Source organism: Microbacterium jejuense, assembly GCF_019511665.1.
GTDB classification, from domain to species: Bacteria; Actinomycetota; Actinomycetes; order Actinomycetales; family Microbacteriaceae; genus Microbacterium; species Microbacterium jejuense_A.
Window position 1 is genome coordinate 36,769 of record NZ_JAEUAW010000020.1, and the last position, 23,676, is coordinate 60,444.

Sequence of the window (23,676 nt, forward strand, 5' to 3'; positions counted from 1 at the left end):
CGTCCGGTGCCGGCGAGATCTCCTGATCTGGGCAAGCGGCGCGCGGGACGGGCGGAGAGTGGATGCCGGCGGCCGGCGCCGACCGTGCGCTCGGGGCGTTTCGTCTCGCTCGTGCCTCGCTCGCTCAACGGCCGGGTGGCGGCAGGCCGCGCCGAAGCCGACAGCTCGTGCCTCGCTCGCTCAACGGCCGGGTGTCGGCCTACAGCCGCACGACCTCGGTCACCCGCAGCACGGCGGTGCCGGCCTCTTCCGAGGCGGCGAGGTCGATGACCCCGCGGATGCGCCAGTCGTGGTCGCCCGCGGGGTCGTCGATGGTCTGCTCGACGCGCCACACGCCGGAGGCGGCATCCGATTCGTCGACCGTCACCAGGCGCGGCGAGCGCGCGGCGCCGCCCGTCAGGATCTCGTCGTGGTCGTCGAAGTACGCGTCGAGCGCCGCGGCCCAGTCCACGTCGGGGTCGAGTTCGATGAGCTCGTCGTCGCGCTGCAGCGCCGCGAGCTGCACGCGGCGGAACAGCTCGTTGCGCACCAGCACGCCGAACGCCCGGCGGTTGGTGAGCACCGACGGGGGCGCGGGCGGAACGACGGGCGTCGACGGGTCGGCGGCGGGGTTGACGAGGGCCTCCCACTCGTCGACGAGGCTCGAGTCGACCTGCCGCACGACTTCGCCCAGCCACTCCACCAGGTCGACCACGTCGGACGTCTGCGCCTCGGCCGGTACGGTCTGGCGGATCGCGCGGTACGCGTCCGACAGATAGCGCAGCACGAGCCCCTCGCTGCGGGCGAGCTGGTACAGCGAGATCAGCTCCGAGAACGACAGCGCCCGCTCGAACATGTCGCGCACGACGGACTTCGGCGACAGCTCGAAGTCGCGGATCCACGGCTGGCTCGACGCGAACACCTCGTACGCTTGCGTCAGCAGCTCCTCCAGCGGCTTCGGGTACGTCACCTGCTCGAGCAGCGCCATGCGCTCGTCGTACTCGATGCCGTCCTGCTTCATGGCCGCGACCGCCTCGCCGCGCGCCTTGAACTCCTGCTGCGACAGGATCGGCCGCGGGTCGTCGAGGGTCGCCTCGATGACGCTCACGACGTCGAGCGCGTAGTGCCCCGTCCCCACCGCTCCCGAAGCGTCGTCGGGGTCGAGCAGCTCGATCGCGGCGAGGGCGAACGGCGACAGCGGCTGGTTGAGGGCGAAGTTGGGCTGCAGATCGACGGTCAAGTGGATGCCGGGGGCCGCGGCATCCCGTCGGTCGATCTCGACCACCTGAGCGGTGACCAGCGTGCGGAAGATCGCGATCGCGCGACGCGCGAGCTCGTAGCGGCGGGCGCGGGGCTCGTGGTTGTCGAAGACGAGGCTGCGGACGTTCTCGAAGACGTCGCCGCCGCGCGCGATGACGTTGATGAGCATCGCGGCGGTCAGCTGCAGCTGCGGCACGAGCGGCTCGGGCTCGGCCTCGACCAGGCGCTCGAACGATCCGAGGCCCCAGTTGACGACACCGGTCGGCGCCTTCTTGCGCACGATCTTCTTGCGCTTGGCGGGGTCGTCGCCGGCCTTGCGCAGCGCCGCCTCGTTCTCGATCTCCCACTCCGGTGCCATCACCACGACGGTGCCGGACGTGTCGTAGCCGGCGCGGCCGGCACGGCCCGAGATCTGGTGGAACTCGCGGGCCGTCAGCTGGCGCATCTTCGTGCCGTCGAACTTCGACAGCGCCGTGATCAGCACGGTGCGGATCGGGACGTTGATGCCGACCCCGAGGGTGTCTGTGCCGCAGATGACCCGCAGCAGACCGCGCTGCGCCAGCGTCTCGACGAGCCGGCGGTACCGCGGCAGCATGCCGGCGTGGTGCACGCCGATGCCCGCCCGCACATAGCGCGACAGCGTCTTGCCGAACGCGGTGGTGAACCGGAACCCGCCGATGGCCTCGGCGATGGCGTCGCGCTGCTCGCGGCTCACGATGCGGATCGACGACAGCGCCTGCGCCCGCTCCATCGCGGCGGCCTGCGAGAAGTGCACGATGTACACCGGCGCCTCGCCGGTCTGCAGCAGCTCCTCGACCGTCTCGTGCACGGGCGTGCGCGCGTACGAGAAGTGCAGCGGCACGGGGCGCTCGACGCCGGTGATGCGCGACACGGTGCGTCCGGTGCGGCGCTCGAGGTCCTCGGCGATCGTGGTGACGTCGCCGAGCGTCGCCGACATCAGGACGAACTGCGCGCGCGGCAGCAGCAGGAGCGGCACCTGCCAGGCCCAGCCGCGCTCGGGGTCTCCGTAGTAGTGGAACTCGTCCATCACCACCTGGTCGACCGCGGCATCGGCGCCCTGGCGCAGCGCGAGGTTGGCGAGGATCTCGGCGGTGCAGCACACGATCGGCGCATCGGGGTTCACCGACGAGTCCCCCGTGACCATGCCCACGCTGGCGGCGCCGAAGATGTCGACGAGCGCGAAGAACTTCTCGCTCACGAGCGCTTTGATCGGCGCGGTGTAGTAAGTGCGTCCGCCTCTGGCGACGGCCGCCGCGTGCGCCGCGACGGCGACGAGCGACTTGCCGGTGCCGGTCGGCGTCGACAGGATCACGTGCGAGCCCGAGACGATCTCGATGACCGCCTCGTCCTGCGCAGGGTAGAGCGCGAAGCCCTCGCCGCCCGCCCACTCCACGAACGCGTCGTACAGCTCGTCCGCGCCGGGAGTGCCGCCGGGCGCGCCGGACGCCTCCGCCGCGGCGGCGATGGTCTGCAGAAGCGTCACCGTCCGAGTCTGCCAGGTTGCGGCATCCACCCCTCCCTCGCACCGGCGGACCACCCAGAGCGCTCCGAAAATCGGACGATCGCGCCGTTTCCGGACCTGCGAGCGCGGATGCTCCGGAAAGGCGGTGAAACTCCGAATTCCGGAGCGGACGGGAGAGCACGCGGGCGCACGGGCACGAGGTGCGCACGCGGCGCGCCCCGTGCGCACCTGCGGCGCGCACGCGGCGCGCCTGAGCACGGCGTGGGCTCAGCGCCCGAGGACCGCCAGGATCACCTCGGCGTAGGCGGTGTAGCCGGCGTAGGTCGGGTGCAGGAATCCGGAGGGGTCGTTCACCGGGTCGACGCCGAACCACCGGTCGCTCCACTGGGTGGGCAGGAGCTGCACGCCGTGCCCGAGGAACGGGGGCACGACGTCGGCGTAGGCGGCCTGCGCACCGTGCGCCGCCAGCGACACAGCCGTCTGGATCGCGGCGTTCAGTGCGTCCGCTGCACCGTTGACGGCGAAGGCGAGGCTGCTGAGCGCCAGGCACTGCTGGAGCGGGGCCACCTCGACGCACGAAGCGAGGTCCACGGGCTCGAGGAGGTGCGGGTAGCCCGTGACGACGATGGCGGCGTTCGGCGCGCGCTGCGCGATCTGGCCGATCAGCGACGCGAGAGGCGCCACGAGGGCGGGCGTGGCGTCGGCGACCGCCTGCACCGCAGTCAGGCACGCCGCGGGGTCTCCGCCGGTGCGCACCGCGGCGCATTGCGCGTAGAGCGCGTCCAGCCCGATGTCGTTGGCTCCGACAGTCAGCGTCACGACCGTCGTGCCGCGGTTCACCTGCGGCAGCTGCGTCTGCACGTCGGCGATCGTCGCCCCGCTGCACCCCGCGTTGCGGAGCAGGTTGACCTTCGGCGACGCATCCAGCTGGGTGGCATAGCCGCCGTCCGTGCGGGCGCACGCGTCCAGCGGCGCTCCGCCGCCCTGGCCCGCGGCGATCGAGTCGCCCAGGGCGACGTACCTCGCGACGGGGAGAGTGGATGCCGCCGACGCGGGACTCGCCGTGCCGATGAGCATTCCGATTCCGAGTGCCAGCGCCGTCAGCGCGGCCAGGACGCGTCGTCTCATGATTCCCCCTCGAATCCGTGAGCGGATCGAACGACTCCCCCGTGAATCGGCCGACGGAGCGGATGCCGCCGACGAGGCCGACGATAGACCCGTCGACGCGGCCGCGCCAGGGGTGTCGTCGCTGGCGGAATCCATGCGGGCGAAAGTACGTTGGAGCAGACGTCGAAAGGAACGCCATGCCTGCCACCGATCACGAGGTCACCGTCCGCCGCAACGACGACGCGGGGCGCTACGAGGTCTGGGTCGGCGACGTCCTCGCCGGTTTCACCGAGTTCACTCCGGACGCCCGCGGGCGCCAGCGGTTCCCCCACACCGAGGTCGACCCGGCATTCCGCGGCCGCGGGCTCGCGCAGACCGTGGTCGCCGAGGCGATGGCCGATGAGGCCCGCCGCGGCGAGACCGTCGTGCCGCTGTGCCCGGTGGTCGTGAAGTACCTGGAGCAGAACGACGTGCCGGGGCTCGACGTCCACTGGCCCTCGCGCACCGCCGGATCGCGGTAGCGTTCCGCACATGACCCGGCTCGGCAGCTCCGACACCGTCGACCTCGAGACGGCCGTCGACTGCGACGGCCCCCGCACGCTGCTGCTCGAGGCCCGCGAGGTTCCGCTCGGCGGCGTGCGCGCGATGTCCGTGCACCGGTCGCTGCCGCAGCGCGAGCTGCCGCTCGTCGGGGCGTGGTGCTTCCTCGACCGCTTCGGACCGCAAGAGACCCGCATGCGCGTCGAGCCGCATCCGCACATCGGCCTGCAGACGGTGACGTGGCCCTACCTCGGCGAGGTGCGGCATCGCGACACCGTCGGCAGCGACGTCGTCGTGCGCCGCGGCGCGCTGAACCTGATGACGAGCGGCGCGGGCATCGCCCACTCCGAGTACTCGGTGGGCGACGACGCGACACCGCTCGACGCGCTGCAGTTGTGGGTCGCGCTCCCCGAGTCGCGTCGCCACGGCGTCCCCGCGTTCGAGCAGCACGCGGTGCTGCCCGAGGTCGCCCTGCCGGCGATCGCCGGCGACCCCGGTGCCGCGACCGTCGTGCTGGGCGAGCTCGCCGGCGTGACGTCGCCCGCGAGCGTGTACACGCCGATCGTCGGCGCAGAGCTGCGGATCCCCGCGGGCTCGAGCGTCCGCGTGCCGCTGAACGCGGACTGGGAGCACGCCCTGGTGGCCGTGCACGGCGAGCTCACCGTGCCGGGACCGGCCGGCGAGGACGCCGTCGCGCTCGACACGACGCACCTGCTGTACCTGGGACTGCGCCGCACTTCCGTGGAGCTCGCGACCGCGACCGGAGCCACGGTGTTCCTCCTGGGCGGCGAGCCCTTCGAGGACGACATCGTCATGTGGTGGAACTTCGTCGGCCGCACCCACGAAGAGATCGTCGAGGCCCGTGACGCATGGGAGTCCGACAGCCCCCGCTTCGGCCACGTCGTCGACCACGGCGACGAGCGCATCCCCGCGCCGCCGCTGCCGGCCGTGCGCCTCACCCGTCGCCGCCGGCGCCTATAGCGAAGTGGATGCCGGGGCTCTCGGCATCCAGCGGTCCACGGCTCTGCGCACCGCGCTTCGTCTCGCCGGCGCTCGCTCAGCGACCGGGTGGTTGCGAGAGCGAGCGAGGAACGAGCCCGGACGCTGAGCGAGCGAGGAACGAGCGAGACGAAGCGCAACCCGGGCCGTCCTGAGACAGAGCGGGTGGCACCCACCCCGGACGCTGAGCGAGCAGGCGCGCTTCGTCTCGTCGCCGGCGCTCCTCGCTCAGGGACCGACTCCCGAGGCAGAACGAGCCGCCGCCCAGAAACGCGAAGGGGCGCCCGGGCCGAAGCCCGGACGCCCCTTCTGTGCTGGAACGAACCTTACGGAACGTCGACCGAGACGACGGTGCGCACGTCGGAGTCGCCGTAGCGGACGACGCCGAGGTAGCTGCCGGCCTCGAGTCCCGACCACGACAGCTGGAAGTCCGTGGGCACGGACTGCTGCGCGGCAAGGGTGTCGGGCGTCGCGGCGAAGCCGCCGAGACCGCCGTCAGGGGTGACGGAGGCGACCGTCGCCGTCCACGTGAACGGACCGGTGAAGGCGTAGACGTCCGCCCGCACCTCGTACCATCCGGCCTCGGGCTCGACGAGCTGCACGGCCTCGTCCGCCGATCCGGTCGCCGACTGCCACACCGCGGTGCGCTGGCCGCCCTCGCTCTTGACCTTGTAGACGGTCAGGTCGAGGTCGGTGCCGGCCGTGTCGACCGACGAGTTGAGCGCGAACCGCACGACGTCGGTGCCCGCGGGCACCTCGACGAACTTGACCGTCGTGCCGTCAGTCTCGGCGCCGGTGGTCTCGTCACCGTCGATGAGCACATCGGCCTTGGCGAGTCCGAGCACGTTCAGCGGCAGGTCGCCGGTGAAGCCCGGGGTGACCGTGACGTCGAGGGTGCCGTCGGCACCCGTGCCGGACGCCGACTTGGGAGCATCCACCACGACCGGCTGGATCGCGATGGGCGAGCGCACCGTGTTGGTGGCGCTCGTCCACGTGAGCGAACCGCTGGTCCACTCGCCGATGGGCGCGTCGGTCGTCGTGAACGTCACGGTGAACTCCTGCGTGGCGCCCGCGGCGATCGTGAACGACGACGGCGAGACGACGGCATCCACACCCGGCACGTCGATCGACGCGGTGTACGTGCCGGCCTCGGAGGCCGTCACGGTGCGCGTGATCGTCTGGGTGCCGGCGAGGGCGCCGATGCCGATCGAGGCGATGTTCAGGTCGCTCGGGTCGATCGGGTCGATGCCGTCGAACATGTCCTGCGACAGCGCGCCCTCGATGTACGCCGCCCAGTCGGCCGGACCGTTGAGGTACGACAGGCCCGGGTTGAAGTACCGCGTCGGGTCGACGTGGCCGGCGCCCTGCGTGAACGGGTCGGTGACGGGGTTGCCGGCCGCGTCGACCAGGTCGTACGCGGTCGTCATGAGCGCCGACTTGATCTCGGACGGCTCCGCCAGCGGGCGCTCACCGAGGTAGAGCGCACCGAGGCCGGCCACGTGCGGCGACGACATCGACGTGCCCGACATGATGCCGAACGTGGGCTTCTCTTTCGAGCCGTTGTCGGTGGCCGCGAGGATCGCGACACCCGGACCCGAGACGTCGGGCTTGATGACGTCGCTGCCGTCCGCGAGGATCGGGCCGCGGCTCGAGAAGCCCGCGATCTGCGGGGTCGGGGTCTCGACGCCGGTCACGTTCTCGCCAACGAGGGTGACCGTCGGGGTCTCGGTGTTCTGCACGTAGTCGAGCAGCGCGGCGCGGTACGTGTTCTGCAGGTGCACGGTCGGCACCGAGTGGAAGTCGTTGTCGAGCGAACCCGGCGTGACGTTCACGAGCACCATGCCGATGCCACCCGCCTCGGCGACGGTCTGCGACTTCTCGACGCGTGCGTTCGAGCCGCGGTCGCAGACGACGATCTTGCCGGCTGCCTGCGCGGGGTCGACCGTGCCGAGGAAGCACAGCGCCGCCTCCGCCGGGTCGGCGCCGGCCAGCGGGATGTCACCCGCGTAGACGACCGGGCCCGAGATCGACTGGCCGAACGGCACCGACACCGACGCGCCGGCCGCCTGCTGGCCGTCCCACTGGACCGTGCCCTCCCACGTGGGGACGGTGGATGCCGCGACCGTCGTGTACCACGGCGAGGCGTGGTCGGCCGTCGAGGCGTCCGGGCCGTCGTTGCCGGCGCTCACCGACACGAAGACCCCCGCGACGGCGGCGTTGAAGAACGCGATGTCGTCCCAGCTGAGCACGGACGTCGCCGCGCCGCCGCCGATCGAGTAGTTGATGACGTCGACGCCGTCGGCGACAGCCTGGTCGATCGCCGACAGCAGGTCGCTGCCCGCGCAGATGTCGTCGGTGGTCACGAGCTCGTCGGGGCCGTCGTAGCACGCCTTGTAGGCGGCGACCTTCGCGGCCGGAGCGACGCCCGAGATCTTGCCGAAGTCGATGCCCTCGACCGTCGCGTCGACGCCGAAGTTGCCGGCGGCCGTGCTGGCGGTGTGCGAGCCGTGACCGGCCTTGTCACGCGGCGAGAGGAAGTCGTAGCTGAAGTCGAAGCCCGCTGCCTGCGCGCCGGCGGAGAAGTACTGCGCGCCGATCAGCTTCGTGTTGTAGGCCGACTTGTCCCACTCCTGCGCGCTGTTGACCATCTTGCTGCGGAACTGGCCGCCGTCCGCCTTGTCGAAGACGACGGTGTTGCCGCCCGACTTGTACGGCACGCCCGCGACCTTCTTCGAGGTGAGCTTGTCGCCCGCGAAGGAGGGGTTCTCGGGCGCGATGCCGGTGTCGACGACGCCCACGACGATGCCCTTGCCGGCTTCTGCGACGCCGCCCACGGCATCCCACACCCCGCCGGTGCCGGTGTCGACCGAGCCGAGGCCCAGGAACTCCGTCGACGGGGTCGCGGTCGGGTGGTAGATCTCGTCGGGGAACACGCCCAGCACGTTCTTGTCGCCCGCGAGCTTCGTCGCCTGTGCGGCCGTCAGCTGCGCCGAGAAGCCGTTGGCCACGACGCCGTACGTGGCGTCGGCGGTGACGCCCGTGTCAGCCGCCACCTTGTCCTGCTGCTTCTTGAGGTGCGCGAGGTAGGCCTTGGAGTTCGCCGACTCGGTGTCGAGCTGCTTGCCCTTGTCGGGCTTCGTGCGCTGCAGGCCGTTCGTGCCGCCCTCATACGTGGCGAGGGGCGCCTCCTTCAGCATGACGATGTAGTGGCCGTCGGCGGCGTCGGTGAGAACCGGGGTGTTCACCTCCTCGGGGACCGCGCCGAAGCTGGCTGATGCAGTGCCCGTGAACAGGGCGGCGAGTGTGACGACCGCGGCTGTCCTCAGGGAGGTTCGACCCATTGTGGTCCTCCAGATTTGTCGTGCAGGAAGTGGCTGCGCCACATCGTTGGGGCGCAGCTCGCTCAAACGTAACTCCCAGCGGAAACTCAGTAAATGAGAAGGACGTGAGAATCGCAAGACCTCAGGCCAGTACGCTGGGCAGGTGGCCCCCCGAACCCGACTTTCGACGAGCGTTCTGCTCACCTGCGCGGCGATCGGCGTCGCGACGGGTGTGCTGCAGGCCGCCGCCGGCGCGCTGAGCGCGCCCGTCTCGGCAGCGGCCCCCATCCTGTACGGACTGGTCCTGGGCGTCCACGTGCTGCCCGGCGTCATCGCGCAGGAGCTGCTGCGCCGACCGTGGGTCGCCCTCATCACACACCTGATAGCGGCACTCGTGGCGAGCGCCGTCGTCCCGCTGTGGATCGGCCGGTACATCGGCACCGCCCTCCTCATCGGCGGCCTGCAGGAGCTCATCGCGGCGACCTCCCGCTACCGGCGCTGGGACGCATGGCGCTTCTTCCTGTCGGCGGTGATCGTCGGCGCGGTGATCGCGGTCGCGATCTGGTTCGCCGCCGACGTGACGCGGTTCCCGCTGTGGGGCCAGATCGTCTACGTCGCGCTGTTCGTCGTGGGCCCGGTCGCCTGGACGGCCGTCGGCCTCGCGATCGGCAGCGCTCTGCGCCGGGCGGGGATCGCCCGACGCAGCCGCGGCTGAGGGGCGCGGCATCCACTCTCCGGCGGTTGGTCCGGCGAGAGCGGTGCGGGTAAGTTAGGGAAGGCTAAGTTTCCTTCGACGATCGGATGCCCGTGGCCCCTGCCGTGCCGCTGCTGCGGGTTCGCGAGCTCGGCGTCATCCACGACGGCGAACAGACGCCCGCCCCCGCGTCGGTGTCGTTCGACATCGCCCCGGGCGAGGTGGTGCTGCTGCTGGGCCCCAGCGGATCCGGCAAGTCCACGCTCACGCTCACCCTCAACGGCCTGCTGCCGCAGTCGGTGCCCGCCACAGTGAGCGGCAGCGTCGAGGTCGACGGACACGACACGCAGACCACGCCGGTCGCCGAGCTCAGCACGCGCGTGGGCATGGTCTTCCAAGACCCCGACGCCCAGCTCGTGACGGGCACCCTCCTCGACGAGGTGGCCTTCGGCCCCGAGAATCTGCGGATGCCGGTGGCAGAGGTGCTCGCTCGCACCGAGGCCGCGCTGCGCCGCGTGGGGCTGTGGGAGCGTCGCGCCGAGAACCCGGACCGCCTGTCGGGTGGCGGGCGGCAGCGCCTCGCCATCGCCTGCGCGCTGGCCATGGGCTCGCCGCTGCTCGTGCTCGACGAGCCGACCGCCAACCTCGACCCGGCGGGCATCGAGGACGTCTACGCGGCCCTGGCCGAGCTCGTCGCCGCCCGCGACCGCGCGATCCTGCTCGTGGAGCACAACCTCGACGCCGCCGTCGGGTTCGTCGACCGCGTCGTGGTGCTCGACCACGACGGGCGGCTCGCCTTCGACGGCGGGGTCGACGACGTGCTGCGCGGCCGCGCGGCCGAGCTGCACGTCATGGGCGTGTGGCTGCCGGTGTCGGCGATCGCGGCCCTGCGACTGCGCCACGCGGGCTTCGCGCTCGACCCGCTGCCGCTGACCCCCGACGAGCTGCATGAGGCGCTGGAGGCGGAGTCCCCCCGCTCGTCGAGCGACCTCGACGGCACGGGCATTTCGTCTTCGGGCGCTGGAGCGCCCTCCGCTCAACGCCCGGAGGCCGCAGACACCCGGTCGTTGAGCGAGCGAGGAACGAGCGAGACGAAACGCCCCGGGCTCACGAGCGACCTCGACGGCACAAACGTTTCGTCTTCGGGCGCTGGAGCGCCCTCCGCTCAACGACCGGAGGCCGCCGACACCCGGTCGTTGAGCGAGCGAGGACGCTTCGTCTCGTCGCTGGCGCTCCTCGCTCAGCGACCGACTCCCGAGACGAAACGCCCCGAGCTCACGAGCGACCTCGATGGCACCGACGTTTCGTCTTCGGGCGCTGGAGCGCCCTCCGCTCAACGACCGGAGGCCGCAGACGCCCTCATCACGGTGCGAGGCCTCACGCTGCGCCGTGGGCGCACCGAGGTTCTGCACGGCATCGACCTCGACGTGCCGCGCGGGGCGTTCGTCGCCGTCGTCGGCGCCAACGGCGCGGGCAAGACGTCGCTGATCCAGGCGCTGGCCGGCGTCGTCCGGCCGCCGAAGGGCGCCGTGCACGTCGACGGTCTCGACGTCGGGCGCGCCGACGCCCGCACGCTGAGCGCCCGGATCGGGTTCGTCTTCCAGAACCCCGAGCACCAGTTCATCGCGCACACGGTCTTCGACGAGATCGCCCACGGGCTGCGCCTGCAGCACCTGCCCGACGACGAGGTGCGCACGCGCACCGAGGCGCTGCTGCAGCGGTTCGGGCTGACCGACAAGGCCGACAGCCACCCGTTCCTGCTGTCGGGCGGGCAGAAGCGCCGGCTGTCGGTGGGCACCGCGCTGGTCGCGGGCGCTCCGGTGCTCGTGCTCGACGAGCCGACGTTCGGGCAGGACCGCGCCCGCGCGGACGAGCTGCTGTCGCTGCTGTCGGAGCTCAACGCCGAGGGCACGACGATCGTCGTCGTGACGCATGACATGCAGCTGGTCACCGACCACGCCGACCGCACCGTGGTGCTCGCCGACGGCCGCGTGGTCGCCGACGGGGCGACGGGCGACGTGTTCGTCGACGACGACCTCATCCGGCGCGCCGGCCTGCGCCCGCCCCCGTTGCGTCGCGCCCTACGCGGCCTGGTGCGGCATCCCGGGCTCTCGCACGTCGCGCGCCTCGCCGACCTGCCCGGCGCCGTCGGGGCGCCCGCGGGAGGGGCGGCATGACCGACGCCGGACCCCTCACCGCTACGACGGCCGCGCACAGCACCGTCGATCCGTACGCGCGGCGGGTGGCGGCATCCCCCGTCCGCTTCCTGTATGCGCTGAACCCGCTGGCGAAGCTGGCCGCGCCGGTCCCGGCGATGGTGCTGCTGGTGTTCGTGAGGGATGCCGCCACGCCGGCCGCGTTCCTGCTGCTGGCGTACGCGGTGCTGCTCGTGGGCGTGAACTTCACGCGGCGGCTGGCGGCGGTGCTGCTGCTGGCGGTGCCGGTCAGCGCCGTCGTCATCGGATTCGGGTTCGCCCTGTGGACCGACGCGTCGCGCGTGGACCAGTCCGTGGTCGTGTGGCAGCTCGGCGGCTGGACGATGTACGGCGGGGCGCTCGCCGTGGGCTTCGCGACGGGGCTGCGACTGGCGGCCATCGTCGCCCTGACGCTCATCGCCGGGCTGTCGACCACGGGGCCCGACCTGGTGCGGGCGGGCGTGCAGCAGCTGCGGGTGCCGTACCGGATCGGCTACACGGCGCTGGCGGCGTTCCGGTTCGTGCCGCGGTTCGGGCACGAGCTCGACGTCATCCGCCAGGCCCACCGCGTGCGCGGCGCGCACGGCGGCCGCGGCCCGTTCGCGGCGATCGCGCGCTGGTTCGGGTACATCGTGCCGCTGCTGGCCGGTGCGATCCGGCACGCGGAGCGCGTCGCGCTCGCGATGGACTCACGGGCCTTCGGCGCCCACCCCGACCGCACCGAGCGGCACCTGGTGCCCTGGCGCGCTCGCGACACCGTGTTCGTCCTGGCGTTCTGGGCGGTCTCGGCCGTGCTGTTCGCCGTGTTCTTCCCGTGGGGGCTCTCGTGACGGCCACCCACCCGCACCCCGATCGAAACGGAGCAGCCTGATGGCCCCGGCCCCACGACTGGTCAAGCCCGAGACCGCCGGTCTCGTGCACCTCACGGTGCTGCGCACCGCTCAGCTGTCGCCGCACTGGATGCGGGTCACCCTCGGCGGGGGCGAGATCGACAGCTTCCGCCCGATGGGCTACGACCAGTGGTTCCGCATCTTCCTGCCGCTCGGCGGCGACGAGGGTCTGGAGCGCATCCCCCCAAAGGCCAACAAGCTGTTCGGGTACCTGAAGTACCTCCGCATCCCCGACGGCGTGCGGCCCGTCATGCGCAACTACACCGTGCGGGCGTTCCGCCCCGCCACCGCGACGACCGGCGCCGAGCTCGACGTCGACTTCGTCGTGCACGGGTCGGCCGAGGACGGCACGGCCGGTCCGGCGTCGCGCTGGGCGCAGTCGTGCCGCGCGGGCGAGAGCGTCGTGGTCATCGACGAGGGCCTGTCGTTCAACCCCGAGCGCGGCACCGACCGCGTCGTGCTCGTGACCGACGAGACCGGTATGCCGGCGGTCGCGGGCATCTGCGCGTCGCTGCCGTCCGACGCGCAGGGTCTGGCGATCGTCGAGGTCCCCTCCGCCGAGGACGCCCTCGACTTCCCGCACCCGGCGGGCGTCACCGTGCGCTTCATCGTCCGCGAGGACGACGTCAAGCCTGGCACGCTCGCACTGAGGGCGCTGCAGGATGCCGCGCTGCCGGCATCCCCGTTCCACGCTTACATCGCGGGCGAGCAGGCGCTCGCGACCGACGGCCGCCGCCACCTCGTCGGCGAGCGCGGCGTCTCGAAGGACCACGTGAGCTTCATCGGCTACTGGCGCGTGGGCGCCGCCTCGCCCGCCCCCAAGTCGCAGCGCGCGACGGCCGAGGCGCACTCGTGAGCCGCGCGACCACGGCGTACCTGCTCACGTGCGCGGCGATCGGCGTCGCGGGCGGCGTCATGCTGTGGGGCGCCACCGCCCTGTCGACGGTGCTGTTCGCCGTCGTGCCCTTCGTGTCGGTCGCCCTCGCGGGCCTGTGGCTGCTGCCGGCCGTCGTCGCGCTGCGCCTCATCGAGCGTCCGCTCGCCGGACTGCTCGTCGGACTCATCTCGGGCCTCGTGGTGTTCCCGTACCTGGCGACGAACCTGTGGTGGGCGTTCTTCGCCGAGCTGCCCTTCCTGCTCGCCCTCTACCGCAGCTGGCGCACGTGGCAGTACTACGCCGGCGCCGCCGTCGTGGGCGTGCTGTACCCGGTCCTCGCCGCGGTGTCGTTCGACCTCGCGTCGATGACGGTGGGCGCCCAGGTCGGCTTCTTCGCGCTGTCGGTCGCGAGCTGCGTCGGCGGCACCGCTCTCGGCATCGTCATCGCCGACCGCCTGCGGCGCGCCGGCGTGGCCAAGCTCGCCCGTCGCCGGGGCCTCGCCGGCCGCGGTCTCGGTCGCGGCAGCGGCCCCGCCGGTCAGCACTGACCGCAACGACGGATGCCGCCACCCGGGCCTTCGCGGCGCCCGGGGTGGCGGCATCCGCGCTCCCATCCCGGCGAGTCGCCAGGAACCGCGAGCCGAGGTCGCCGATCGTGGCGACTCGCCAAGAAGCGCTGGTCGGCCGCCCCTGATCGGCGACGGCGGCGTTCTTGGCGACTCGCCAGAAACCGCGCCCTCGCTTCCTCGTTCGTGGCGACTCGCCAGAAACGCTGGTCGGCCGCCCTTCATCGACGACCCCGGCGTTCTTGGCGACTCGCCAGAAACCGCGCCCTCGCTTCCTCGTTCTTGGCGACTCACCAGAAACGCTGGTCGGGGCGACTCGCCACAAACGCGAGACGAAAGAGGGATGCCGCCACCCGGGCCCTTGCGGGGCGCCGGGTGGCGGCATCCACCCTTCGACGGGCTCAGGGACCGACGGGCTCAGGGACCGACAGGCTCAGCGGCCCGCCGGGGTCAGCGCTTGCCGACGATCTGGCGCGAGACGATGTCGCGCATGATCTCGTTCGTGCCGCCGTAGATGCGGTGCACGCGGGCGTCGAGGTAGGCGCGGGCGATCGGGTACTCGGTGATGTAGCCGTAGCCGCCGTGCAGCTGCACGCCGATGTCGAGCACCTCGGCCTCGCGGTCGGTCGACCAGAACTTGACCTTGGCGGCCTCTTCGGCGGTCAGCTTCTGGTCCTTGTAGAGCATCATGGCGCGGTCGTTGTACACCCACGTGACGTCGACGGTCGTGGCCATGTCGGCGAGCTTGAAGCGCGTGTTCTGGAAGTCCGCGATCCGCTCGCCGAACGCCTCGCGGCTGAGCACGTAGTCGCGCGTCCAGTGGAAAGCCGCCTCGCACGCGGCGGCCGCCGCGACGCCGATCGACAGCCGCTCCAGCGGGAGGTTCATCATGAGCTGGATGAAGCCCATGCCCTCCTTGCCGCCGATGAGGTTCGCGTCGGGCACGAACACGTCGGTGAACGACAGCTCCGCGGTGTCCCAGCCGTGGAAGCCCATCTTCTCGAGCTTCTTGCCGTGCTCGAAGCCCTCCATGCCGTCCTCGAGGATCAGCAGGCTGAACGCGTCGGGGCGGTTGCCCTCGCCCGTCTTGACGAACGTCACGACGATGTCGGCGGTCTTGCCCGACGAGATGAACGTCTTGGCGCCGTTGACGATGTAGCCGCCGTCGACCTTCTTGGCGGTCGTCTTGATGCCGCGCAGGTCGGAACCCGCGCCCGGCTCGGTCATCGCGAGGGCGCCGAGGATCTCGCCCGTCGCCATGCCGGGGAGCCACTTCTCCTTCTGCTCCTGCGTGCCCATGTGGACGATGTAGGGCACCGCCAGGTCGTCCTGGATGCCGAGCGCGCCGGCGAGCGAGCCGAGGCCCGCGCCGATGGTCTCTTCGAGCACGATCGCGCGGAAGCGGTAGTCCTGCAGCATGCCGGCGCCGCCGAACTCCTCGGGCACGCTCAGGCCGATGATGCCGGCCTCGCCCGCCGCGAGCATGGTCGCGCGGTCGATCTCACCCGCGGCATCCCATTCCTTGCGCTTCTCTTCGGTCGCGTAGCGCTTGATGAACTCCTTGACGACGTCGCGGAACGCCTCGTGGTCCTCGTCGTAGATGTCGCGCTCCATGTGCGCCTTCCTCTCGTGTTGCCGTCTGCGCTGAGGCGGTAGAGATTGAATCCCAAGAGGAATGGTACTCAGTTTCACTGAGAGAGGATGCCGCATCCGCGGCGGATCGGCTCAGTCGAGGTAGTCGGGCGCAGCCTCGAGCCCGAAGAACTCCTCGAGCGAGGTCCAGCCGCCGTCGTGGTACGCCTTCGCGAGCTCGGGTCCGACGTAGCGCAGGTGCCACGGCTCCGGCGTGTAGCCGGTGACCGCTGTCGCACCGTCGACGTACCGCACGATCCAGCCGTGCTCCCACGCGTGGGCGGCGACCCACTGCCCCTGAGGGGATGCCGCAAGCTCGTCCAGCCCCGAGCACCCGCCCGCACACGCCACGACGTCGGCGCTGAGGCCCAGCTGGTGCTCGCTGTACCCCGGCCGGGCGCTCACGAGGTCGGCGCGCTCGCCGCGCTCGGCGAAGTGCCGGCCGTACGTCGTCTGCTGCGTCTGGTACGAGCGGAACCCGCTCTCCAGCGCGAGCTCGCCCGCGCCCGCGTCGCGCGCGGCGGCGACCATCGCAGAGAGCGCGGCGGCGGCATCCGCCCGCAGCGCCCCGCCTTCGATGTTGCGCACGCCGCCGGGCAGCACGAGGTTGCCCGGACGGTAGTCGATCGGGTTGGCCGGGCGGTGCTTGTCGAGCACGGTCCAGATGCGCGACGAGTCGCCGAGGTCGACGCACGGGGCGCGCCCCTCGACGACGGCCGCGCGGAACGCCTCACCTCCGCCGGCAGCGACCACGGCGCCTTCGTCGTCGCCGGCCTGCAGGGCGGTCGTGAACGTCGAGAGCGTGCACAGATCGGCAGCCGGCGGCGACTCCTGCACGTCGGGGACAGGCAGCTGCTCGATCGTCGGCGGCGCCACCGTGAGCGCGGCCGTGGTCGCGCTGTCGTGCTGCTGGGTGTCGGCGATCATCGCGGTCACGGCGGCGGACGATCCCAGCAGCAGTGCCGCTCCGGTCGCCAGTCCCGCGACCAGCGCGATGCGCCGTGCCATCCGCCGCGGACGCACGTGACGCGCCGGCGTCGCGTCCTCGGTCACGAGGTCGCCGAGCGGCTGAGGCCCCGCGGCGACGCGCGCGACGGCCCGTGTCGCGGGCGTCTTCGGCGGATCGATGGATGCCGTCGGCCCGGTGCCGACCGTCAGCACGGGCGCCGTGTCGACGGTGAAGAGGGGCACGGTGTCGGTCGCCGGGACGTCGCGCGCGGCCGCGTCCGAAGCATCGAGGGACGTGCGGAGGACGGGTTCGGCCTCGACCCCCTGGGCCGCCGCGCGGGCACGCCGCTCCGCCTCTTCGCGCATCGCTCGGGCGGCACGACGAGTCTCGGGGGCGGCTCGGGGGGTAACGAGCCCGCCAGGCTCCGTCACGTCAGCCATTCTCGCCGCGACCGTCGGATTTGGCCAGGCGGGCGGCATCCCTTCGCGTGGTGTTCGATCGAGACAGCGTTCCACCTTGACTTAAGTTCGAAGCTTTGTTCTTATGGAGACATGCGGTGGCAGGGGCAGGAACTGGGAGTGGCGGATGCCGCGGCCCTGCCCGGCATGGAACAGCTCAACGGACTGGTGCGCTCGGTGACCACACCCGAATTCGCCGGGGTGACGTTCCACGAGGTGCTCTGCAAGTCCGCGCTGAACCACGTGCCGAGCGCCTCCGCGATGCCCTTCGACTGGACCGTGAACCCCTATCGGGGGTGCAGTCATGCATGCGTTTACTGCTTCGCTCGGGGGACGCACGAGTACCTGGAGCTCGACGCCGGGCGTGACTTCGACACGCAGGTCGTGGTCAAAGTCAACGTGGCGGACGTGCTGCAGAAGGAGCTGCGGCGGGGCACCTGGCACCGCGACCCGGTCATGCTCGGCACCAACACCGATCCGTACCAGCGGGCCGAGGGGCGATACAAGCTGATGCCCGGGATCGTCTCGGCCCTCACCGAGTCGGGGACCCCGTTCTCGATCCTCACCAAGGGCACGCTGCTGCGCCGGGATCTTCCGCTGCTGACGGCCGCGGCGCAGGACGTGCACGTGACGCTCGCGATGTCGATCGCGGTGTTCGACGACGAGCTGCAGCACCTCATCGAGCCCGGTACACCGAACGCGACCGCACGCCTCGAGACGGTGCGGGCGGCGACCGAGGCCGGGTTCCGGGTCACCGTGTTCCTGATGCCGATCATCCCCCACCTGACCGACTCGATCGCCGCCATCGACCACGCCCTCGCACGCATCAAGGCCGCCGGCGCGGTGCGCGTGGTCTACGGCGCCCTGCACCTGCGCCCGGGGGCGAAGCAGTGGTTCCTGCAGTGGCTGGCGGAGCGGCATCCCGAACTCGTCTCGTCGTATCGCGGGCTGTATCCGGGTGCGACGGCGAACGCCCCCAAGGCCTACCGGGCCTGGCTGGCCAAGCGGGTGCGGCCGCTGCTGCGCGTGCACGGTCTCGACGGGCGCGCCGAAGAAGAGAACGAGCGCGGCGCGCCGGTCGCCGGCCTCGCCTCCCGAGCAGATGCACGTGCGGCGCCCCCGATCATGGTCACCTCGCGCGGACGTGCCGCCGCCACCTCGCGTGCGACGACGAGGGGTGCCGCGAGCGCGGCGGCCGAGGCATCCACCCGTCTCTTCTGAGGCGCTACTCGGCGGCGCGCCGCCGGCGGGCCTCGGCGGAGCGGGCCCATACCTGCCGCTGGTGCCGCGACGCCTTGCGGGCGGCGTGCTCACGCCGGGCACGCAGGTCGCCGGCCGGGCGCGGGAGCTCGCCGCGTACGGCGCGGACGAGATAGCCGGCGCTGTCGACGATGAAGGCCACACCGGCGTACGAGAGCAGGCAGAGCGCGACGATCGCCATCCACAGGGGTGTCGGACGCGCGATGCCGACCATGTCGAAGAGTCCTGTGCCGTCCTGCACGGTCTGCACCACCATCGCCCCCACGAGCCACAGCATGCCGATACCGGCGAGCAGCGCGACCACCGATACGACCACGCCACCGGTGGTCAGCACTTCTCTGCGCGGCCGGATCAACACTCTCCGATTCTGCGGCATCCGTCGCGAGACGCCCGTCGTCAGCCCAGGCGGTACGCCGCTCCGGCCGACTCGCCGTTCACAGCACGAGCGGGACGGGCGACAGCGACCCCGGCGTCATCCGGCGACGACCGCCTCCGCCACACGTGCGGGCGCGGCGACCGTCGGAGGAACGGGCGCCCTCGAGGGGGCCGGGGACGAGGCATCCGTCGTCACGAACTCCACGACCGCGTCGAGCACCGCATCGGCGGCGAGGATGCGGTTGTGCCCGAGCCCCGTCGTCGGCATGACGTGCGCCGCCGGGTTGGCCGCAGCGATGCGCACCGACTCGCCGAAGGGCACGAACCGGTCGCCCCGGTCGTGGACGACCAGGAGCGGGATGCCGTCGGGCAGGGGCCGCCGGACGGCCGAGAGCCACGCGAACGGGTCGGGGTCGCCGGGGAAGTAGCGGGCCGCGAAGCGCTCGCGCAGCCGCGCGATGACCGCGTCCGAGCAGCCCATCATGCGCTGGAACCCGCGCAGGATCTCGTCGGCGTCGGCCAGTGCCGAGATCGTCACGACGCGGTCCGCCTCGACGCCGCCGGCGACGCCGACGAGCGCCGCGAGGCCGCCGAACGAGTGGCCGACGACCGCATCGAACCGTCCGTGCCGCTGCTGCAGGTCGGCGAAGACGTCGAGCCAGTCGACGAGATACATGCGCCGGCCGGCGGAATCGCCGTGGGCGGGGCCGTCGAACGCCACGACGCGGTACCCCTCTGCCGTGAACTCGCGCACGAGGGCCGAGAGCTGGCTCGCGCGACCGAGCCACCCGTGCGACAGGACGATCGTGCGCGGCCCGCGTCCCCATTCGTACACGGCCACGTCAACGCCCCGGCGATCGATACCCGGGATGCGCAGGGTGCGCCGACGCGCGAGCGACATCGTGGGCGCATCGTCCGTGTGCACCGGCCGGGGCTTCGCGACGTGCGCGAAGAAGGGCATCGCGACCGCGGCGCCCGCTCGGGGCGAGATCGTCGCGGCCGCGCGGATGGCGGCGCCGGGCAGGCTGCGTGCGGTGCTCATGATGCTCCGATCAGAAGAATACGAACGATCGTACTTATGAATACGAACGATCGTACGGTAACCTCGGAGCGTGCCACAAGCCCCGACCGACAGACGCCGCGTCCGCGGCGACGAGTCGCGGCGCGCCATCCTCACCCACGCGGTCGACACCGCGACCGTCGACGGCCTCGACGGCCTCACGATCGGCCGGCTCGCCGACGCCTCAGGTCACAGCAAGAGCGGCATCGCGACCCTCTTCGGCTCGAAGGAGCAGCTGCAGCTGGCCGTCGTCGCCGCTGCCCGCGAGGTGTTCATCGACGCGGTCATCGCACCCGCGCGCGCCACGACTCCGCGCGGCCTCGTGCGCGTGTGCACGCTCCTCTCGGCGTGGCTGGCGTACTCGCGCGACCGCGTCTTCCGCGGCGGCTGCTTCTTCGCCGCCACCTCGGTCGAGTTCGACGCCAAGCCGGGTGCGGTGCGCGACGCCGTCGTGGCCGCCTCCAGCGAATGGGAGGACTACCTCGCGGGCAGCCTCCAGCACGCCATGGACGCCGGCGAGCTGCCGCTCCTCGACGACGCCCGGCAGCTGACGTTCGAGATGGTGGCGTTCCTCGAGGCTGCCAACACCCGCTCTCTGCTCCACGAGAGCGCCGAGCCGTACGAGCGCGCCGAGGTCGCCCTGCGCTCGCGCCTCATCGGACTCGGCGGCGACCCCGCGCTCGTCGCCACGATCGGCACAGCCGCCTGACCGCTGCGGAGAGTGGATGCCGGGCGCCCGGCATCCACTCGCCCCTGACCGTCAGCGGCCGGGGAGCTCGTCTCCCGGACGCGTCTCGGTGAACGGCGCCTCGATGTCGGCCCGGTGCAGCAGCTCTTCGAGCCGCGCACGGCGAGACCGCGTCACGAGCGTGACGACCGTGCCCGACGCCCCCGCCCGGCCGGTGCGACCGGCGCGGTGCAGGTACGTCTTGTATTCGTCGGGCGGGTCGGCCTGCACCACGAGGTCGATGTCGTCGACGTGGATGCCGCGCGCGGCGACGTCCGTGGCCACCAGCACATCGATCCGGCCCGAGGTCAGCTTCTCGAGGTTGCGGGTGCGCCGCGCCTGATCGAGGTCGCCGTGCAGCGCCAGCGCGCGGATGCCGGCGTCGCCGAACTGCTCGGCGAGCATCTCGGCGTACGCGCGGGTGCGTGTGAACACGAGCGTCTTGCCGTCGCGGTCGACGAGCGCGCGCAGCAGCTCCGCCTTGTCGCGGTGGTCGACGACGAGCACGCGGTGGTCGATGGTGCCCGAGCGCTGCGTCTCGCCGGCGACCTCGTACACGGCGGGCCTCGTCAGGAACTCCTTGACCAGCGAGGACACCTCACCGTCGAGGGTCGCCGAGAACAGCAGCCGCTGCGCGTCGCGCGGCGTGCGCCGCATGATGCGCTGCACCGGCTGCAGGAACCCGAGCTCGCACATGTGGTCGGCCTCGTCGAGCACCGCGACGCGCACGTGCGACAGGTCGAGCGCACGGGCCTCGACGAGGTCTTCGATGCGCCCCGGCGTGCCGATGACGATGTCGATGCCCTTCTTGAGCGCGCCGAGCTGCCGCGCCTTGGGCACGCCGCCGTAGATCTGGGTCGTGAACAGGCCGACGCTGCGCGCGATGGGCTGGATGGTCGCGTCGATCTGCAGCGCCAGCTCGCGCGTCGGCGCGAGGATCAGGGCACGCGGCGGGCGGCCGATCTCGCGCTTCTGGCCCGCCTGCGACCGCAGCACGCTCTCGACCAGCGGCGCGCCGAACGCGATCGTCTTGCCCGAGCCGGTGCGCCCGCGGGCGAGCACGTCCCGCCCCTCGAGGATCGCGGGGATCGTGGCGGCCTGGATGGCGAAGGGATGCCGCGCCCCGAGCTCGTCGAGCGTCTTGACGATGTTCTGCCCGAGGCCGAGATCACCGAAGCTCGCGGCGTCCACCTCGCCCGGCACGACGGCATCGGCGCGCAGGCGCTCGTGGACCACATCCGACCGCGCGTCGTCGCGGCGGGGAGCGTCGTCGCGGCGCGGACGGTCGTCACGGCGTCGCTCGTCGTGCCGGGGCCGTCCGTCGTGCCGGGGCCGTTCGTCGCGCGGGGCGCCGTTGCCACGGCGGGGCGCAGCGTCGCGTCGTGTCGGCTGCTCGCGTGCGGGTCCGCCGTCACGACGGGGACGATCGTCGCGGGCGTGCGTGCGGATGGCGCGCGCCTCGTCACGACCGGCGCGCTCCTGCTCGGTCCAGCGACGCTTCGGCGCCCCCTCCGAGGCCTCCGGGCGATGACCGCGATGGCCCGGGCTGCGGCTGCCCGCCTTGCCTGCCGACGACTCGCCCGGGCGACGCTTCTGCCCGTCGCCGCGGCCGACGTCGTCCGTGCCGCGGCCGCCTCCGGCTGCGCGGGCGCGGGGGTTGTAGCGCGGGTCGTAGTTCTTCGGCGCGCGGCCTCCGCCGGGCTTCTTGTTCTTGGGCATCCGGCTCCTCCTGGGTGCGATCCGCGAGCGCGCGCGGCGACCACGTCAGGTGCGTGAGCCGGCCGTTCCAGGGTACCCGGGCGGGTCCGGGCGTCGCATCGACGGCCCGCCCGGCGACCGCGCCCGGACGCCTCGGGCGGCCGGAAGCACCCGCGCGTCGCGGTCCATGCGAGCCCGTCCGGTCCGCCGCTGCGCGGGTCGCGTTGTGTCAACGGCCAGCGTTCACCGGGTCAGTCGGGCTACTGTTGCCTCAGCGGCTTGCCGCCGACCGGGGGGTCACCGCTGAACTGGGGTTTTCTGCAGTTCGGCGTCCCCGTCGCACTGGGGAATCTGTCGTCACACCGACGGGGTTTCCGTGTCGGTTCATCTGGGGTGGTCCGACACCGGACACCACGTCGAACCGAACCGATCGTGAGTCGAATGCCTCCCACGACCCTTTCAGACGTCACCAGCGGTCCAGCCGCATCGTACCCGGTCGCGGCCTCGTCGCTGCCGGCATCCCTACCGGACAAGGCGATCCGCGCAGACCCCGCCGTCGCGCCGCACCCGGCCGCCGTCGCGCACGGCATCGGGCGTCTCGCGGTGCTCTCACTGCCCGCAGGCGTGCTGCTGGCCGTGCTGACGACCCATGATCCGACGTGGTGGCACCACCATTTCTCGCAGCTGGGGACGCACTCCGACTTCTCGGGCCGCACCTTCAACGCGACGACGATCTTCGCCGGATTCTTCCTCGCCGCCTACGGCGTCCTGATCGCGGTGGCGCTTCCGGACGGGATCCGGTTGCGATCTGCGCGAGCGTTCCGCGGGTCGCTCGTCTCGGCGGGCCTGCACCTCACCGCTGTGGGACTCGTGCCCATCCCGGTGAGCCCCGACATGCACAACGTGATCGCCACGGGGCTCGGGCTGTCGTTCCTGGCGACGGTGTCGACGGGCCTCGCGATCCCCGGGCGCAGCCGGCGCTTCCGCAGGGCGACGACGTTCTGCGTCACCCTGCTCGCGGTGGGCATGGTGGTGCTGACGGCAGGACTCATCACGCTGGCGATGTTCGAGTTCATCGCCTTCGTCACGATGGGCATCTGGCTGCTGCGCCTGCCGCGCGTGCTGGCGGCCGCCCCCGCTGCGACGCGCACCCCGCGCCGTGATCGCGCTGCGGCGGTCTCACAATGGATGCCATGGCAGAACCCGTGGCCCACCCCGTCACCGTCGCGATCGAACGTCGCATCGACCCGTCCCGCACTGCAGAAGCCACGAGCTGGATGCAAGCAGGAACCGACCTGGCCGCCGGCTTCGACGGCTTCCTCGGCTCCGGCTGGGTCCGCGCGGGCGAGGGCAGTGACCTCTGGTACATGCTGTACCGCTTCCGCGACATCCCGACCCTGGAGGGCTGGGAGGATTCACCGCAGCGCGCGTGGTGGCTCGACTCGGGCCGTGCCTTCGCCCGCGAGGTCAAGGTCGAGCGGCGCACCGGCATCGAGGGCTGGTTCGACGCTCCGTTCGCGACGTCCGTCGAGACGAGGGGACCCGCTGCACCCGCGACCGGTCCTGTCTCTTATTCACATCTGACGCTGCCCACGATTAGTAGTGTG

Annotated in this window: 18 protein-coding genes and 1 pseudogene; 11 read left to right on the forward strand and 8 right to left on the reverse strand. The window is 71.9% G+C overall.

Features of this window, described 5'->3' with window-relative positions; genetic code table 11:
• Positions 1-199 precede the first annotated feature (199 nt).
• Together JNB62_RS17785 and JNB62_RS17790 are read right to left on the reverse strand one after the other, a co-directional pair.
• Complete coding sequence (locus JNB62_RS17785) at positions 200-2,743, reverse strand: DEAD/DEAH box helicase (RefSeq protein ID WP_374451197.1); 2,544 nt, start codon at positions 2,741-2,743, stop codon at positions 200-202.
• A 246-nt stretch (positions 2,744-2,989) separates the two neighbouring features.
• A complete protein-coding gene (locus tag JNB62_RS17790) occupies positions 2,990-3,850 on the reverse strand; it encodes an SGNH/GDSL hydrolase family protein (RefSeq protein WP_220302236.1) in 861 nt (286 codons plus the stop codon).
• 176 nt (positions 3,851-4,026) lie between these two features.
• Here JNB62_RS17790 and JNB62_RS17795 point away from each other — a divergent pair, with 176 nt between their 5' ends.
• Positions 4,027-4,350 (forward strand): GNAT family N-acetyltransferase, encoded by a 324-nt coding sequence (locus tag JNB62_RS17795; protein WP_220302237.1) that lies wholly within the window; start codon positions 4,027-4,029, stop codon positions 4,348-4,350.
• Between the two features lie 10 nt (positions 4,351-4,360).
• Entirely contained in the window at positions 4,361-5,350 is a 990-nt protein-coding gene (locus JNB62_RS17800; RefSeq protein ID WP_220302238.1) for a pirin family protein, read from the forward strand.
• A gap of 344 nt (positions 5,351-5,694) precedes the next feature.
• Here the strand turns inward: JNB62_RS17800 and JNB62_RS17805 are convergent, their stop codons facing one another.
• Entirely contained in the window at positions 5,695-8,709 is a 3,015-nt protein-coding gene (locus JNB62_RS17805; RefSeq protein WP_220302239.1) for a S8 family peptidase, read from the reverse strand.
• A gap of 142 nt (positions 8,710-8,851) precedes the next feature.
• On the opposite strand from JNB62_RS17805, the gene JNB62_RS17810 reads away from it, so the two are divergent.
• The 5 genes from JNB62_RS17810 (at position 8,852) to JNB62_RS17835 (ending at position 13,892) form a co-directional block, all read left to right on the forward strand.
• Entirely contained in the window at positions 8,852-9,403 is a 552-nt protein-coding gene (locus tag JNB62_RS17810) for an ECF transporter S component (protein ID WP_220302240.1), read from the forward strand.
• 86 nt (positions 9,404-9,489) lie between these two features.
• Positions 9,490-11,559, forward strand: coding sequence for an ABC transporter ATP-binding protein (locus tag JNB62_RS19315; protein WP_223231244.1), 2,070 nt, complete (start codon positions 9,490-9,492; stop codon positions 11,557-11,559).
• Positions 11,556-12,407 (forward strand): energy-coupling factor transporter transmembrane component T, encoded by an 852-nt coding sequence (locus JNB62_RS17825; RefSeq protein WP_220302241.1) that lies wholly within the window; start codon positions 11,556-11,558, stop codon positions 12,405-12,407. The genes JNB62_RS19315 and JNB62_RS17825 overlap by 4 nt, the downstream gene beginning before the upstream one ends.
• Positions 12,408-12,447: 40 nt before the next feature.
• Positions 12,448-13,323 (forward strand): siderophore-interacting protein, encoded by an 876-nt coding sequence (locus tag JNB62_RS17830; RefSeq protein WP_220302242.1) that lies wholly within the window; start codon positions 12,448-12,450, stop codon positions 13,321-13,323.
• Positions 13,320-13,892 (forward strand): ECF transporter S component, encoded by a 573-nt coding sequence (locus JNB62_RS17835; RefSeq protein WP_220302243.1) that lies wholly within the window; start codon positions 13,320-13,322, stop codon positions 13,890-13,892. The genes JNB62_RS17830 and JNB62_RS17835 overlap by 4 nt, the downstream gene beginning before the upstream one ends.
• Positions 13,893-14,360: 468 nt before the next feature.
• Here JNB62_RS17835 and JNB62_RS17840 read toward each other — a convergent pair whose 3' ends face one another.
• Both JNB62_RS17840 and JNB62_RS19650 read right to left on the reverse strand, forming a co-directional pair.
• The gene (locus tag JNB62_RS17840) at positions 14,361-15,524 is read right to left on the reverse strand and encodes an acyl-CoA dehydrogenase family protein (RefSeq protein ID WP_220302244.1); all 1,164 of its coding nucleotides are present in this window, start codon (positions 15,522-15,524) and stop codon (positions 14,361-14,363) included.
• A 111-nt stretch (positions 15,525-15,635) separates the two neighbouring features.
• Positions 15,636-16,922: a M15 family metallopeptidase gene (locus tag JNB62_RS19650; protein WP_220302245.1), complete on the reverse strand. Its 1,287-nt coding sequence runs from the start codon at positions 16,920-16,922 to the stop codon at positions 15,636-15,638.
• 120 nt (positions 16,923-17,042) lie between these two features.
• Between JNB62_RS19650 and JNB62_RS17850 the strand changes: the two genes are divergently transcribed.
• Positions 17,043-18,170 (forward strand): Rv2578c family radical SAM protein, encoded by a 1,128-nt coding sequence (locus tag JNB62_RS17850; RefSeq protein ID WP_220302246.1) that lies wholly within the window; start codon positions 17,043-17,045, stop codon positions 18,168-18,170.
• Between the two features lie 4 nt (positions 18,171-18,174).
• On the opposite strand, the gene JNB62_RS17855 is transcribed toward JNB62_RS17850, so the two are convergent.
• Entirely contained in the window at positions 18,175-18,567 is a 393-nt protein-coding gene (locus JNB62_RS17855; protein ID WP_220302247.1) for a hypothetical protein, read from the reverse strand.
• Between the two features lie 114 nt (positions 18,568-18,681).
• The gene (locus JNB62_RS17860) at positions 18,682-19,626 is read right to left on the reverse strand and encodes an alpha/beta fold hydrolase (RefSeq protein ID WP_220302248.1); all 945 of its coding nucleotides are present in this window, start codon (positions 19,624-19,626) and stop codon (positions 18,682-18,684) included.
• Positions 19,627-19,696: 70 nt separating this feature from the next.
• Between JNB62_RS17860 and JNB62_RS17865 the strand changes: the two genes are divergently transcribed.
• Positions 19,697-20,353, forward strand: a complete 657-nt coding sequence (locus tag JNB62_RS17865) for a TetR/AcrR family transcriptional regulator (RefSeq protein WP_220302249.1) — start codon at positions 19,697-19,699, stop codon at positions 20,351-20,353.
• A 51-nt stretch (positions 20,354-20,404) separates the two neighbouring features.
• On the opposite strand, the gene JNB62_RS17870 is transcribed toward JNB62_RS17865, so the two are convergent.
• A complete protein-coding gene (locus tag JNB62_RS17870) occupies positions 20,405-22,090 on the reverse strand; it encodes a DEAD/DEAH box helicase (protein ID WP_220302250.1) in 1,686 nt (561 codons plus the stop codon).
• 420 nt (positions 22,091-22,510) lie between these two features.
• Here JNB62_RS17870 and JNB62_RS19675 point away from each other — a divergent pair.
• Together JNB62_RS19675 and JNB62_RS17880 are read left to right on the forward strand one after the other, a co-directional pair.
• Positions 22,511-23,116 (forward strand): annotated as a pseudogene (locus tag JNB62_RS19675) (DUF998 domain-containing protein); the annotation flags it as partial.
• Positions 23,117-23,262: 146 nt separating this feature from the next.
• On the forward strand, positions 23,263-23,676 hold a 414-nt coding region (locus JNB62_RS17880; protein ID WP_374451203.1), incomplete at its 3' end, for an antibiotic biosynthesis monooxygenase.